At 62.8% G+C, this 15,659-nt stretch carries 7 protein-coding genes; 4 read left to right on the forward strand and 3 right to left on the reverse strand.

What is annotated here, in order from left to right:
- Window positions 1-10 precede the first annotated feature (10 nt).
- Entirely contained in the window at window positions 11-6,787 is a 6,777-nt protein-coding gene (locus GRI32_RS05055; RefSeq protein WP_160590060.1) for an AAA family ATPase, read from the reverse strand.
- A 267-nt stretch (window positions 6,788-7,054) separates the two neighbouring features.
- Here GRI32_RS05055 and GRI32_RS05060 point away from each other — a divergent pair, with 267 nt between their 5' ends.
- Complete coding sequence (locus GRI32_RS05060; protein WP_160590062.1) at window positions 7,055-7,705, forward strand: TetR family transcriptional regulator C-terminal domain-containing protein; 651 nt, start codon at window positions 7,055-7,057, stop codon at window positions 7,703-7,705.
- On the opposite strand, the gene GRI32_RS05065 is transcribed toward GRI32_RS05060, so the two are convergent.
- Entirely contained in the window at window positions 7,679-9,286 is a 1,608-nt protein-coding gene (locus tag GRI32_RS05065) for a phytoene desaturase family protein (protein WP_160590063.1), read from the reverse strand. The genes GRI32_RS05060 and GRI32_RS05065 overlap by 27 nt on opposite strands.
- 84 nt (window positions 9,287-9,370) lie before the next feature.
- On the opposite strand from GRI32_RS05065, the gene GRI32_RS05070 reads away from it, so the two are divergent.
- Window positions 9,371-10,660: a Xaa-Pro dipeptidase gene (locus tag GRI32_RS05070; RefSeq protein ID WP_160590065.1), complete on the forward strand. Its 1,290-nt coding sequence runs from the start codon at window positions 9,371-9,373 to the stop codon at window positions 10,658-10,660.
- Here GRI32_RS05070 and GRI32_RS10895 read toward each other — a convergent pair.
- Window positions 10,657-12,618 (reverse strand): prolyl oligopeptidase family serine peptidase, encoded by a 1,962-nt coding sequence (locus tag GRI32_RS10895; protein WP_160590066.1) that lies wholly within the window; start codon window positions 12,616-12,618, stop codon window positions 10,657-10,659. The two genes, GRI32_RS05070 and GRI32_RS10895, sit on opposite strands and share 4 nt — an antisense overlap.
- A 213-nt stretch (window positions 12,619-12,831) precedes the next feature.
- Between GRI32_RS10895 and GRI32_RS05080 the strand changes: the two genes are divergently transcribed.
- Both GRI32_RS05080 and GRI32_RS05085 read left to right on the forward strand, forming a co-directional pair.
- Window positions 12,832-14,199: an aminotransferase gene (locus GRI32_RS05080; protein WP_160590068.1), complete on the forward strand. Its 1,368-nt coding sequence runs from the start codon at window positions 12,832-12,834 to the stop codon at window positions 14,197-14,199.
- Window positions 14,200-14,228: 29 nt separating this feature from the next.
- Complete coding sequence (locus tag GRI32_RS05085; protein ID WP_160590069.1) at window positions 14,229-15,623, forward strand: M20/M25/M40 family metallo-hydrolase; 1,395 nt, start codon at window positions 14,229-14,231, stop codon at window positions 15,621-15,623.
- Window positions 15,624-15,659 lie beyond the last annotated feature (36 nt).

The raw sequence follows: 15,659 nt of genomic DNA on the forward strand, positions 1-15,659 counted from the left end.
GGATCCTCCCTCAAGTGAGCTTGTAGGTGAATGAGCGGGAGAACTTCTTCTTGTAGAAGCGGCTGATCTTGACCTGCACCTTGACGTAGCCATGGCCGAGCATCTTGCTGCCGTTATAGGTGATCTGCATGCGCACGGTCAGGCTGACAGTGACAAAGCCCCATGCGGTGACAGAGCCGTTGATCACGATCAGCGCGCTGATGTTGAGCCGGGCAGCCGATCCGCGGGAGACATAATGCGCTTCAAAACCGGCATAGACGATCACCGATCCGCGCAGTGGACCAAGCGAGAAGCCGGCACCCGCCGTCACGCCGATGCTGACAGTCACCGCCAGCGTCGTCTTGCCCGTGTCAGGACGATGGGTCGCCTCAGCCTCCAGATAGCCACCGCCGCCAAGCCAGGTGATGATCAGCGCAAACGGGCTGGCCTTGCGACCGAAATAGGCGAAGGTGCGTATCTCGAAATCATCGCGAATGAGCAGGTCCAGATGGACCCCCATGCCCACATTCAGCGCGGTGGCAGCGCCGATGGTGATGATTGTGGGCGGCAGGTCATAGGTTGACCGCAGGCCGATGGGGCGGCCGTTTTCATCCTGTGCGATCATGATCTTGAGCGGATCGTCCTCGCCGCCATTCATCGTGGACACAAGGTCCGTCATCAGCTTCATCGCGCCGGGAAATTCGATCTTGCCGGGATCGATATCGAAGCTGGTGCCGCTTTCCGGCGTGTAGCGAATGGCAGCGTCGCGAATGCGCACCACGCGAATTCCGCCCATTTCCAGCACCCAGTCGGACACCAGGCTGGCCTTCACCTGCCGATCCTCGCCGCCGTTCAGGCCGCGCTCGTATCGTGCGACAGCATCCAGCCGCAGCTTCTCCGCCGTCAGGGCAAAGGCCTCCTGCCGGAAAAGGTCGGCGCGGCTGGACTTGTATTCGATGCTGGCCTGCATCCATGCGGAATTGCGCTTCTGGTCATAGCCGTGCGAAATCTTGACCGCCTTGGCGAACTTCTCGTCCAGCTCCACATGCGGAAGCATGCTCTTGATCCCGGCAAAGTCCTTCAGGACATCCTTGGCCTTGAACTTGACTTCATCCAGCAGGTCCTGGGACTCTCTGGCCAGATTCTTGACGATCTTGTCAGCCGGAGCCAGCAGGCGGTCCCCAATCGCCAGTGTCGGCAAGGCCAGGCCAACGCCGCGCAAGGCCCGGTCTGCCTGATCGACAAAGGCAGTGACCGGCGTGACCACCACTTCCTTGTATTGCCGCTCAAAATGATAGGCGATCTTCTCGCGGTTGAAGACCAGTTGCTCGACAATCGGCGGTGCGCCGGCAGCGCGCAGCAGGTTGAGCGACACCGCCTCGCCAAGAGTTTGCGGCTTTGCGGGATCGAATTCCCCGTCGATCAGGTCCTCAACGCCCTGGCGGATCTGGTCTGTACCTGTGCGCAGGGCCAGGACCAGCTTTTCTGCCTTCTCCTTCAGCTCGACAGGATCGGTAATCGCATCGATCTTGGCGCAGATATCGGCAACCGCATCCTTGCCCAGCGCCAGCAACGCATCGAGGAATTCATTGGCCGAAGCCAGAGCCGCGCAGATTTCGGTGCTGACCGTATCGACCTGCGTCCTGGCGCTGGCCAGTTCTGCCTTGAGCTCCCCAAGCTTGCCCGTCACTTCGCCGATCAGGTCTTGGGGATAGGCAGTCGCGTCTTCATACTGGCTCTCGATCTGATCCAGCTGGGTAAGAACCTTGCCCGTCGCCTCGTCCAGCGGCGGCGAGATTGCCGCCAGGGCAATATCGAGCTGATCGGTAATTGCGGTTGCAGCACCTTCACAATCACTGAGGACTTTGGTCCTGATTTCCTCGCCCTGTCGGTCGATTTCTTCCTGCAGAGCATCAAGACGATCAACAACCAGTTTCAGCGGCTCCTTGCCCAAATCGAGCAGGCTGTCCGCCTGATCCAGGATCACCAGCGCCTCCGCCTTCAGGTCTTCAATCCCGTCGCCGCTTGCGCTGGCAATATCAGCCAGCAGCAAGTCCATCTGCGAAGTGGTCTGGCTGATCCGGTCGGAAAGAACGCGGCCATTGTCCAGCATGGCAACACGCTGTTGACCGATTTGTTCAGCGACGCCGCGCAGCAGCAAGGATGCCTTGGGAACTGATTTCGCAATCTTCTTCGCATTTGCTTCCAGCTGCGATCCAGCGCGCAGCAGCCCGGCATCGGCTGACGCCAGTGCCGCTTCAAACCGGGCCCGCAGGTCCACAGAGCGTGTGCCGAACTCGTCGCGCAGCCGCGGCAGGAAGGCCTGAATATCGGCCCCTTGTACGGCAATTTCCGTCCGCAGGATTTTCGCCTTGCCGCGCAGTTCCGCCGCCTCTGATTCCAGGACGTTTCTGGCCGCATTGATCTGCGTTTCGATTTCGGCTTTCAGCCTGTCAAACTGACCCAGAAGCGCGTCCACCTGCTCCCTGGCTTCGTCAGCAATCGGGCTGAGCTTGCGCCGAACGAAGGAATCGAACGGCGTCAGCGCCGCGATCTTGCGCCTCAGTTCCTGTACCGGCCTGATGGTCTTGTCGGCACGCGCATCCCACTGCGCCTTTGTCGGCAGCTGCCCGGTGCGGTTCTTCAGCCAGGACTCCGCCTGCGCCAACTCCTCCGATGGCCGGTGCACCCAGGCGCACATCTGGGTAAATTGTTCTTTCCCGGGAAGCAGGTTTTTCAGCTTCAGGACTTCCGCCTTGAGCTTTCCTTTGAGGGCATCCGGGTCATTCTGCGACGGATCCCGCGCCAGCTCGGCGATGGTATTTGCCAGGTGCGGAACTTCTTCGACCTTGGCAATCGTATCATCGGGCACCGCGCCGGGCGCCTTTTCCGCGCGCATGATGGTGACGGTGTTGAGATCGGCCATCATCGGCTTTTCGCCGCGCCCATATGTCAGGTTGACGCCCGGGCCGGGTTCCAGCCGAAGGGTAAACCGCTCCAACCCCGGAGCGGTGACCTGCGCCGGAGGCAACATGGCACCGGGCCGCGCTGGATTGCTGAAATTGCAGTTGCGCAGTTTGCCACCCGACAGCGGATCATCGAGCGACCGGTCGACGAAGTCGAGGCCATAGACCAGCGGCCACTCGTCAATATTCCCACTGGGGTCGCCGGGCGTTCCATCGGCACCGAAAACCGTGGTTATGGTGTAGAAATTCAGCCGCTCAGGGTCCTCGATCCGCCGCCCGGCCGGTTCAGGCTCGGCACGCTCGGGATCTGTGGCGATGAGGATTTCGGCTACTGGCCGCGGGTAGATATCCGCCTCCAGCCCGCGCTTCCACAAGGGGATCGAATACCCCTTTGGCCCGCTACCCTTCGGGCGGGGCAGCGCCTGCGCCCAGCTTCCCTCGACCGGAATCCGCTTCGATCGGAACCGTGCACCCAGGATCGGCCCGCTGTTGAGCGATGTCGCGCCTACCGTATCTGGATAGGTGCGCAGCGGCTGTTCGATCTCGATATATTCCTCGACCTTGCGAACAATCGGGCGGCCAAGGTGATGTTGCTGCCCCTTTCCGGCGAACTGCAGGCCAGGCAGCATCGAACGGCGATAGACGATCACGTGTTTGGCCCGGTGATGGAGCGCGCCGATGCGGCCCTTGCGCTCAAAGCGCACTTCGCTGACGCGGCCCATTTCCAGTTCCGGAGTGATCAGCGTCAGGTCATTGTTGAACCGGGCTTTCTGCCGCGTCCAGGCTCCCAGTGCCGACAGCATCAGCCGCTCGACTTCGCCATGGCCGTTGCGGGAATCGCGCAGCAAGGCGCGGATCATTTCGTCGATCTCGAAACCGGCCAGCGCGCCGCCCAGTATGCCGCCCTGCTCGCCAGCGGTCCACCAGTTGGGCTGCGGCCAATCGGACTTGGTGGGTTGGACATAGCGGCCACCGCGATCCTTTGATCGCAGACCGTAATTCACATCTTCGATGACAAGGCCGGCCTGCACGTCCTGTTCGTGCCGCGCGTCATAAATGGCCAGCCTGGTGGACGCGGCGAGGACGGATTTGCGCCACGCCATGTCTCGCCCGCGTTCATTGGATAGCTGCGGTTCGCGCGGATTCCCCCGCCACCCGCCCAGTTCGGCAATGCGGATGCCGCTGGTCAGGGTGCGGCTTATTTCCAGACCGTACAGCGCTTCCAGCTGGACGATCTCGATCATCCGCGCACCGGGCAGATCGCTGTCGGTCTCACTCAGGATCTGGCGAATGTTCCACGGCGCCAGAGGCTGCCGGGCGCGCTCCTCGCTCTCTATCCTCAGCCGCGTTGGCGGCGGCAGGCGGGCCGGGACACGGCTGTCATGGCCAATCTGATCGGGCGGAAGGTAACCGGCGCTGCGTTCCCACGCCTCTGCCACGCCTTGCGGCGGCAAATGCAGCAGGATTTCCGGCATTTGCGTGGCGCCTGCCCAGATCAGCCGCCAGCGGTCCTCCCCCGGATTCCATCGGGCGACAATGGCGTTGGTATCGCTCGCACGCCCGGGACGCGAAGTGACCACGGTGGCGATACTCATGGGCGAGGCGTCGATCACCGTTACATCGATCTCGTCCGGCAGCGCCTGTTCAGTCAGGGGTCCGGCCTGTTCGGTCAGGGGTCCGGCGTGCGGCTCCAGCGCAATCTCGATCAGTCGGCTTGCCTGATCCGAGGCAATCCTGTCACGCAGGACGATGGAGGCTTGCCCCAGCAAGGGCGATGCAAACACCAGCGGTTGCAGTTCCAGCGGGACGGCATAGCCATCCTGCCCGACCACATTCACCGCCAATGCGCTCAGGCGGATTGCACCGTCAATTTCATAGCTCCACCGATCGCGCTGGGCGATCCTGGCGGGGCTGATGGTGAATTTCGACTGATCGCCATCGAGCACTGGCTGCACGATTTCGAGGCCGCCGATACGAATGGCGTCGGACGTGGTGTCAGCCTGCTGTTTGGCAGTCGTTCTGCTGGATGACAGAAAGGAAAGGTCCGTGGCCTCATCCAGTTGCCAGCCGGTCCCCAGCTTCCAACTGGCGAGGTATTTTTCTCCGGCATCGATGCTGCCAATGGCATCGACCGCAAGTGTTTTGCCGCGATGATTGCCGAGCGACAGGAACTTCAGCTGCGCCAGTTCAAGCTTCTGCGCGCCCGCCACCGGCAAGGGGCTGGAGAAATATCCATTCCTGTCCACCGCATCGCTGGCCTTGAACAGGCATGCCGTGTTCACAAAGCCGGGTGCGAACTGCGGCTGGCACTGCGCCGGCCCCAATGTGACCGGATCGCTCCAGTCTTCACTGGCATTGAGCTGGAGCACCCATTTGCCCGGTGCGACAAGCCCCTCCGCATCAGGCTCCACAAAGCCGACCAGATCGGGCAGCAGGCTGAAATCCGAACGGTCCGCAAACTGGCGATTGCCCTCACGCAGGGCTTCGGCCACACGCCGCGACCACAGATCGGCCGCGTGATAATCGGTTAAGCCCTCGATCCAGATCGTGCTGTGCTGGCAGGTTCGGGACGCATCATGGTTGGAAGCATTGCCCTGCCTGTCCCATTCCCCCTGCCGTACGCGGATCAGCGCCGGACTTCTAACGTCGGGGGTACATTCCAGCATGACCCAGCGGCGCCATTCAAGGCCCGTCCAGCCGCCGTCGCTGACCATTCGCGTGTGCATGTAATGGAAGGGTCTGGCCTTGCCATCCAGCGCATCGCTGGCGATCGGCACGTCCACTTTTGCGGTCTTCAGGCCCGCCAGTTCCAGCAGGCCGATAACCGGATCAACATCGGGGACAGGGTTCTGATGCGGACTTGCAGGCGCAAGCGCGGCAAGCACCGGGCGCGAATTGCTGGCTGGATTGGCCGCCAGACCGGCAATCATGTCATCCAGATCGGGGAAATCGCCGTGATCGAATGACTTGTTTTTCTGCGCCCACCACAAGCCGTCAGCAAGACTGACCGCCTGCCTTTCGCGAATGCTCTTGGAAGGAATCCACTCGTCATTCAGGGCATGACCATCAGAGGCGCCGGTTTCCGACGCAAACCCATCCAGCATGGCAACGCCGCCAGCATTGCAGGCGAAGCCATCCAGATCGAGCTTGTTGTTCTGATGGCGGAATGTGCCCGCAATATAGGGAAGCTGGCGCATTGCTGGCGTTGCCAGCTCGGCACGGGCTGCGGCACTTGCCAGCCGCCGCCTGACGCCGCTTTGAGACAGGCCGACAGTGCCGCATGTCGCCACTTCGAACAGCAGATCGGGATCAAAGATCGTTGCGGGCAGGCTTTGCGCGCCATGGCGATAATTGCTCTGGCCAGTTTCATTGCCCAGCAGCGGCACCCGGAAGGGAAAGCGAAAATAGGCGCAGCAGTTGCCAGCGTCCCCGATTTTCTTTGTGACCCTTACGAAGCTTGCCGGATAGCCGCAGGCCTGGATCAGGCGCGAAAATGCCCATGACTTGGCGCCATCATCTTCGTCAAAATCATAGGGGCCATTATAGCCATGCGGAAGGCCGGGATCGGGGACTTGCGGGAAAGTTGATCCGCCCAGATTGGGCATGCCGTTGATCCCGGAATTGAACTGAAAGCCCACCACACCGGGCAGGTTGATCGCATTGATTGGCGGGGAATGACCTGTTCCATTTTCAGTATCGAACGCCAAGGCGGTCGACCAACCTCCCGAACCCTCATCCCACTGGCACACCTCAATCAGACCGCCATTGTCAAACAGCCCATATTTGAGTGTATCGGCGCTTCCGCTCGACAAGGTCCAGACGGTCAGGAATGGCGCAGTCATTCAGCTCTCTCCCCCAAGTCGCCGACATTGCGGCGAATACTTTCCCCTGCGCCCGTTCAGCCTTTGGCCGTCACGAACGTTGTCCCCAGGGAGGCATTGCAAATGCCGATATTTTCTTGGCGATCCGAATCTGAATTCAAGAACAGAGTCGGTTACTTGCAGCTGTTTGACAAGGTGTTTCTCCAGCTCATTCAGAGCGGCCCGAAATTCTTGCGACCACCATGAAACGGGTTCCCAATTGCATCACCGGCCCATAAACACCTGCGCATGGGGAGAGCCAATTTCGTCCGTGGAGATGCTGATTTCCGCCGCCAGAGCCTGATCGCGGCGGCGGCCGCCTGCCTTGCAGAGGACGGCGCGAAGGGCATTTCGGTGCGCACGATCTGCCGCCGCGCGGGCGTTTCCGCCGGCCTGTTGACCCATTATTTCGACGGCATAGATGACCTGATCATCGAAACCTACCGCGATACAGGCGCCAGGGTCGCCAACGCCGTGGAGCAGGCGGTGAGCCAGGCAGGCGATGATCCGCGCGCCCGGCTGGAAGCCTATGTCACCGCCAGTTTCCGTCCACCCGTGCTCGATCCGGCGTTGCTGTCCACCTGGCTCGCCTTCTGGAGTCTGGTGAAGTCGGACCCGCAGATCGCCGCCGTGCACGAGGAGATTTACGCCGCGTTCAGGAGCGGGCTGGAACAGCTGCTGCGCGATTGCTGGGGCGAAGATGCCGATGCCAACGCCGTGCGGCTGGCGGCGATTGCCATCAATGCGCTGGTGGACGGACTATGGCTGGAGCTGTGCCTGGACGAGCGCGGGCCTTTCAGCGCCGACGAGGCCCGCGCAATCGTGCTGGAATCGCTGGGTTCACTGCTGGCGCGCGGACCCGCGCCCGCCCGCTCACCGGCGCAGGATACGCCCCAATAGCGATCTGTCGCTGATGATCGCCTGCGCCGCATTATGGCCAGGAGCACCGGTAACACCGCCGCCCGGATGGGTGCCCGCGCCGCACATGTAAAGGCCCGAAATCGGCGCACGGTAGCTGCCATTGCCCAGCACCGGACGCGCAGACCACAGCTGGTCGATGGTCATGTTGCCATGCATGATGTCCCCGCCGATCAGTCCGAACTTGCGCTCAAGATCGAGCGGGGAGTGGATCTGGCGGGCGATAACGCTGGCCTTGAAACCGGGGGCATGCGCTTCGACCGTATCGAAGATGGTATCGGCGGCAGCCTCGCGCTCATCATCCCAGCTGCGGCCATCGGGTAGTTCGGGCGCGAATTGCTGGCAGAACAGGCTGGCGACATGCTGCCCTTCGGGCGCAAGACTGTCATCCACGATGGACGGGATCAGCATTTCCACGATCGGCTTCTTTGACCAGCCATAGCGTTTGGCGTCGAGGAAAGCCTCGTCCATGTAATCCAGCGTGGGGGCGATGATGATGCCCGATTGCAGATGCTCGCCCGGTTCCGGCAGCGCGGAAAAGCGCGGCAATTCGGACAGCGCGATGTTCATGCGGAACGTGCCCGATCCGGCCTTGAACCCGCGCATCCGGCGGCGGAAATCGGCGTCCAGATCGGATGGCGCGATCAGCCGGTCGTATAGCAGCTTTGGCCCGACATTGGCGGCGATCACGCTGGCGGCGATTTCCTCGCCCGATTCCAGGCGCACGCCGGTGGCCTTGCCATTGTCCACCAGCACCTGTGCCACAGGCGCTTCCAGGGTGATTTCCACCCCAGCGTCGCGGCAGGCCTGCGCCATGCCTTGCGTGATTGCGCCCATGCCGCCGATTGCGTGGCCCCATGCACCCTTCTTGCCGTTCACCTCGCCAAACACGTGGTGCAGCAGGACATAGGCCGATCCGGGCGTGTCAGGGCTGGCATAATTGCCGACCACCGCATCGAAGCCGAAGGCGGCCTTAACGGCTTCGCTTTCAAACCAGCTGTCGAGCATGGCACGGGCGCTCTTGGCAAACATGTCGAGCAGGTCACGCTTCTGTTCCAGCGGCAGCGTGGCCAGGCTGCGCCCCTGTGCAGCGGCGGAAATCAGCGTGAGCAGGCCCTCCCCCACATTGGGCGGAGCCTTGAGGGCAAGATCGCGCAGGATATCGGCGATATTCTCCAGCGCCTCGTAATATTGCGGCAGCGCATCGGCATCCGCCTGCGAGAACTTGGCGAACTGCGCCTGCGTGCGCTCCAGACCGCCGCCGAGCATCAGATAGCCGCCATCTTCCTGCGGCAGGAAGTTGGAAACCGGCCGTTCGATCACGCGGTAGCCATAATCGGCCAGCTTCATGTCGGCGATCACTTTGGGTTGCAGCAGGCTGACAGTATAGCTGGCGGTGGAATTGCGGAAGCCGGGGTGGAATTCCTCCGTCACCGCAGCCCCGCCGATCACGTCGCGCCGTTCCAGCACGCGTACAGACAGGCCCGCCCGGGCGAGGTAGAATGCACAGACCAGCCCGTTATGGCCGCCGCCGACAATCACTGCATCATAGGATTTCGTCATATCACCTCGCTTGCTTTACAAGTGTAAACCTATAGGTTCAGCGCTGCAACACAAGCAAGTGACAGGCATCAAAAGGGGATCAATATGTTCGGCCATCTTCGTGGAATAATCCCCGGCCTGCTGGCCTTTGCCGTGCTGGCCGCAACGTCCGCATCGGCGCAGACCAGCTATGTCCATGCGGGCCGGCTGGTCGACACGATCGAAGGCAAGGTGCTGGAAGACCAGCTGATTACGCTGGACGGGGAGCGGGTTGTTGCGGTGGAGCCGTTCACGCCCCCGCCTGCCGGATCGCAGGTGCTCGACTGGTCCGCCTATACCGTCCTGCCCGGCCTGATCGATGCGCACACGCACCTGTCCGACTGGGGCCAGTCCAACAATGTGGCCGAGCCGCTGCTCCATTCGGCGGAAGAAATTGCGCTGATCGGCGCGCTGAATGCGCGTGAGACGCTTGAGGCGGGCTTCACCAGCGTGCGCGATGTCGGTGCCTTTCGCGCCAATGGCGAAGTTGCCTTGCGCAATGCGATCAACCGCGGCTGGGTGCCCGGCCCGCGCATGTGGGTGGCAGGTGCCTATCTCACCGTACCGGGCGGCGGCGGCGAAGTGACCGGCCTTTCCCCTGACGCCGTGATCCCCGCCGACATGCGCGTGGGCGTGGTGCGCAATGCCGGGGAAATGCGCGAGAAGTCGCGTTACCTGTTCCAGCAGGGCGTCGATTTCCTCAAACTGATCGCCACTGGCGCAGTGCTGGCAGAAGGAACCGAGCCGGGCGCGCTTGAACTGACCGAAGAGGAAATGCGCGCCGCCGTGGAAGTGGCGGACAGCTTTGGCAGCTATGCCACCGCCCATGCCCACGGCGCAGAAGGCATCAAGGCCGCAATTCGCGCGGGCGTCCGCTCGATCGAACATGCATCCCTGATCGATGATGAGGGCATCCGCATGGCCCGCGATGCAGGCGTGTGGCTGTCGATGGATATCTACAACGGTGATTTCATCGAGGAAGTGGGCACGCGCGATGGCTGGCCCGCCGATATGCTGCGCAAGAACGAAGAAACCACCGACGCCCAGCGCGAAGGCTTTACCCGCGCCGTGGCCGCGGGTGTGCGCATTGCCTATGGCACCGATGCCGGCGTCTATCCGCATGGCGATAACGCCCGCCAGTTCGCCTATATGGTGCGCTATGGCATGACCCCGATGCAGGCGATCCAGGCCGCTACCATCAGCGTGGCGCAGATGATGGACGAAGATGCCAATATCGGCGCCATCGCCCCGGGCCGCTTTGCCGACATGATCGCCGTCGCCAGCGATCCCCTGTCAGACATCACCGCGCTGGAGAATGTTGACCATGTGATGAAGGGCGGCGAGCTGGTGCGTTAACGCGCGCCGCCCTCACCTTCGCCCTTCAGGTAGAAATCATACCAGCCCAGTTCGCGCTCCATCCGGTCGCGAATGTAGCTTGGCACGGAGAGCGAGTGCGTCTGCCCCGGGTAGACCACCAGCCTGGTGGGCACATCCAGCGAATGGAGCACCTGATACAGCTGTTGTGAGCCGGTGCACGGCACGTTCCAGTCCACTTCCGAACACAGGAACAGCGTTGGCGCGGTGATCGTTTCCGGTTTGAAGAACGGGTAGCTCAGCTCCATCCAGCGATCGACGTTCTCCCACGGGCGGCCCAGCTCCAGCTCATAATCGCGGCTGTACTGATCAACCCCGTAGCCGCCGAAGAAATTGGCCATGCCGGCACCGCTGACGGCGGCCTTGATGCGCGGCTCGCGGGCGATCATGTAATCGGTCAAGATCCCGCCATAGCTCCAGCCGCCAACGCCAATCGCGTCCGGATCGGCCACGCCCATGTCCAGCACATGGCTGATCCCGGCGCTGATATCCTCCACATCCACGCTGCCCCATGCGGCCATCTGCTCCTGCGCGAAAGCTGCGCCGCGGCCAGAAGATCCGCGCGGATTAATGCCCAGCACGGCATAGCCATTGGCGGCGAAAACCTGCCAGTCGCCCATGAATTCATGGCTGAACTGATACACCGGCCCGCCGTGCAGGCGCACCACCAGCGGATGGCGCTGTCCGGGCTGGTGATCCGGCGGCAACAGCAGCTGGCCATGAATTTCGGTATCGCCGCTCATGAACGAAACGTCCTGCGTCGCGGAAAGGCGGCGACCGGCCACCCACGCATTTTGCGGGCTGAGCGTGCGCGGGCGCTGCTCCACGCTCATCAGGGCGGTGGGCGTGTTGCTGTCCCCATCCAGCACGGCGATGCGGCCATTTGGCGATGCTGCGAAGCCATACGCGAAGCGGCTGCCGCTGGTCAGATAGGTGATCCGGTCACTGGCAGGATCGATCCGGGCCAGCCAGGTATCGCGGTCCTGCTCCACCAGAGCCAGAATGGTCTTTCCGTCAGCCGACCAGCGCGGGAAATAAACCCAGCGGTCAATCCACGCCACGTTGCGCTCGGTCCCCGTCGCCAGATCGGCGGTGACGAGCTGGTAGGGGGTGTACCAGTTGAAGCTTTCATCCCCTGCCCGCGTCCACACCAGCTGGCTGGAATCGGGCGACCATTGCGGCCTGCCAAATTCGCCCGACATATCCGAATCGGCATCCTTGAAGGTGCTGATCCGGCGCGGCTCTCCGCCTTGCGGGGACATCACATAGATATCGGTGCAGTAATGGCGGTCCGCATCCTCGCAGCGCTTGGAAACAAAGGCGATCCACTGGCCATCGGGTGACCAGGCGGGAGAGGCGTTGTCATAATCGCCGCTGGTGATCTGCACGGCGTCTCCGCTGGCCAGGTCGACCCGGAACATCTGTGCGCGCCGATCATCCAGCCAGCCACGTCCGTCCTGCCGGATGATGAAACGGTCAATCACCACCGGCGGCGGAACATCGGGGTTCTGGCCCACGTGCACGCCCACTTCGGATACCACCACGGCACTGCGCCCATCGGGAGACAGCGTGTAGCTGTCCACGCCGCCCGGCAGGGTGGTTACCTTGCGTGCAGCCGCGCCTGCTTCACTGATCCACAGCTGGGTCGGCTCATCGTCCTTGCCGCTGCGCAGGAAAGCCAGCACGGTGCCATCGGCGTTATAGGTCGGCGCGCTTTCATCACGGTCCAGCGTGGCCTGCACCGCATGGGCATCCCCGCCCTGCCAGCTGACGGTCCACAGATCGCTCTGCGTGGTCTCGCCGTCACCCGGACTGGTGACGACATAGGTGATGTGGTTGCCATCGGGGGTGAACGCGGGCTCACTGACCCACTCGACCTGTAGCATGTCATCGGTGGTGAAGGCCTGCGACTGTGCCAGCAGCGGTGAAGCGGGAGCCACAACCAGCGCTGCAATCAAGATTCCGAAACGACCGACCTGCATGGCTGCTGTCCTTGCAATTGAAACTTTCGCCATTGCTGCGCCATTCCCGGGATAGTTTCAAGCGCTGCAGTAGCGAATGCGGCCATTCGCGATCTAAATGGTTTCTTGCCGAAACAAGCGGGCCTAGGATCGCAGGCCTGCCAGATAACCTGCCAGATAAAGGGTCGGCTGATGACGACAATCGCAAGTGCGCTGCTCCACCCAACCACCAATCTGCGGTCGGCTGCGCAGTCCGGCCCGCTGGTGTTTGCCCATGGCAAGGGCGTGCGCATCTTCGATCGCGAGGGCCGCGATTTTATCGAGGGGCTTTCGGGCCTGTGGTGCACCGCGCTGGGTCATGGTGACGAGGAGCTGGCAGAGGCCGCCGCCCGCCAGCTGCGCGACCTTTCCTATGCCACCCTGTTTGCCGGCAAGGCGCATGAGGGCGCGCTGGACCTGGCGGACAGGCTGGTGGCGATGGCACCGTTCGATGCCGCGCGCGTGTTCTTCGGCCAGTCGGGCAGCGATGCCAATGACACGCAGATCAAGCTGGTCCGCCATTACAACAATCTGATCGGGCGACCGGGCAAGAAGAAGATCATCGCGCTCGATCGCGGCTATCACGGCGTCACCATCGGCGCGGCCAGCCTGACCGGGCTTGCGGGCTTCCACCGCGAGTGGGACCTGCCGATCCCCGGCATTTTGCGCGCGCGCTGTCCCTATGCCTATCTGGAGGCGCACGCGGGCGAGGATGAAGATGCCTTCACCGCACGGCTGGTTGCCGAACTGGAGGCGATGATCGTTGCCGAAGGCCCCGAAACCATCGCCGCCATGATCGCCGAGCCTGTGCTGGGCGCAGGCGGAGTGGTAATCCCGCCGCGCGGCTATTTCGCGCAGGTGCGGCAGGTGCTGGACCGGCACGACATATTGCTGATCGCGGACGAGGTGATCACCGGGTTTGGCCGCACCGGAGAGGCCTTCGGCAGTCAGACGATGGGCCTCAGGCCCGATACGATGACCTTGGCGAAGGCGCTGTCCTCCGGATATGTGCCGATCAGCGCGGTGCTGTTGCCGCAGCAGATTTATCAGGCGTTCGAGGATGCCAGCGCCACGCTGGGCGTGTTCGCGCATGGCTATACCTATTCGGGCCATCCGCTGGCCACCGCCATCGCGCTCAAGACGCTCGACATCTACCGCGAACGTGACATTTTCGGGCAGGCGCAGCGCATGGCCCCGGTGTTCGCGCGGCACCTGCAGGCGCTGGCCGATCACCCGCTGATTGGCGAGGCGCGCTCTGTCGGCATGATCGGCGCGCTGCAGATCGTGCGCGACCGCAAAACCAGGGCGTTGTACGATCCGGCCGACGGCGTGGGGGCATGGTGTGCGGATACGGCCGGAATACGACACGGCGTGCTGTTCCGCGCCACTTTCGATACGCTGTGCTTCGCTCCGCCGCTGGTGATCAGTGAGGCGGAACTGGATGAAATGTTCGCCCGCGTGCGCGCCGCGCTGGATGACGCTCTGGAATGGCTGACGGCCCGGGGGCTCGCCCCGAATTGAATGCAGCATTGAAACGAAAGGAACGCGCCTTGTATCGCACCCTCACAGCATTGCTGATCACATCAGCGCTGGCCTGTTCGGCCCCGGCAATGGCGCAGGCCGATATGCCGCTGGCGCGTGACCTGCTGGAACGCCTGATCGAAACCAACACCGCACCCAGCGGCGGCAGCGACACGCGCGGCGCGGTGGCGCTGCTGGAGGCAGCCCTGCGCGATGGTGGCTTTGGCGATGATGAAATCACCGTGGTGGGCCTGACGGAAAAGCTGCCCAATCTGGTAGTGCGGCTGCGCTCGCCCGATCCGCAGGCCGGGGCCGTGCTGATGATGGCCCATCTGGATGTGGTGGAAGGTCTGGCGTCGGACTGGTCGGTCCCGCCCTATGAGGCGACCGAGCAGGATGGCTATATCTATGGCCGCGGTGCCACCGACAACAAGGCCGGTGCGGCGATACTGGTGGCCAATCTCATCGCCATGAAGCGCGAAGGCTTTGTGCCGGACCGTGACCTGATCGTGATGCTGACCGCCGATGAGGAGACGGACGGTTTCGCCGCCGATTTCCTCGCCACGCAAAGGCGCGACCTGATCGATGCCGATTTCGCGCTCAACACCGATGGCGGGCTGGTGATCGTGGGCGATGACCAGCAGCCGCGCGCATTCGTGATCCAGACGGCGGAGAAGGTGTACGTCACCTATGCGCTGAGCGCGTCCGATCCCGGCGGCCATTCTTCCGTGCCCAAGACCAACAGTCCGATCTCGCAGCTGGCGCGCGCGCTGGTGGCGCTGGAGGACCATCATTTCCCGATCAACCTGAATGAGACATCGCGCGGCTTCTTCGCCAACTGGAGCGTGGTTGCGCCCGATGAGGACCGCCCGCTGCTGGAAGCGCTGGCAGCGGCGCAAAACGGCACGGACGGGCCGGAAGGGATCGGTGACAACCCCTATTACAACTCGCTGGCGCGCACGACCTGCGTCGCCACCCAGCTATCGGGCGGTCATGCAGAGAACGCCCTGCCGCAGACCGCCCGCGCGGTGGTGAACTGCCGCGTGCTGCCGCAGGAATCGACCGACGATATCGAGGCTTCGATCCGCGCAATGGTGGCGCCGTTCGGGGTGAATGTGGAACTCATTTTTCCAGCCAACCCCAGCCCGCCATCGCCCTTGCGCGATGATGTGCTGGGACCTGTGACCGCAACGGCGCACCGATACTGGGGCGACGTGCCGATCATTCCCGAACTCAGCACCGGCGCGACCGATGGCGCTTTCGTGCGCAAGGTCGGCATTCCGGTCTACGGCGTGGGCGCCATTGCCGAGGACCCGGACGATATCCGCGCGCATGGCATGGATGAGCGGATCGGCATCGATGCCTTCGCCGATGCACTGGGCTTCTGGTACGATCTGACCAGGGATGTAGCCACCATAGACTGAGCAATTGCAGATCGGCGCCACGGCCCGATTGAAACA

The organism is Alteraurantiacibacter aestuarii, assembly GCF_009827405.1.
Taxonomy (GTDB): domain Bacteria; phylum Pseudomonadota; class Alphaproteobacteria; order Sphingomonadales; family Sphingomonadaceae; genus Alteraurantiacibacter; species Alteraurantiacibacter aestuarii.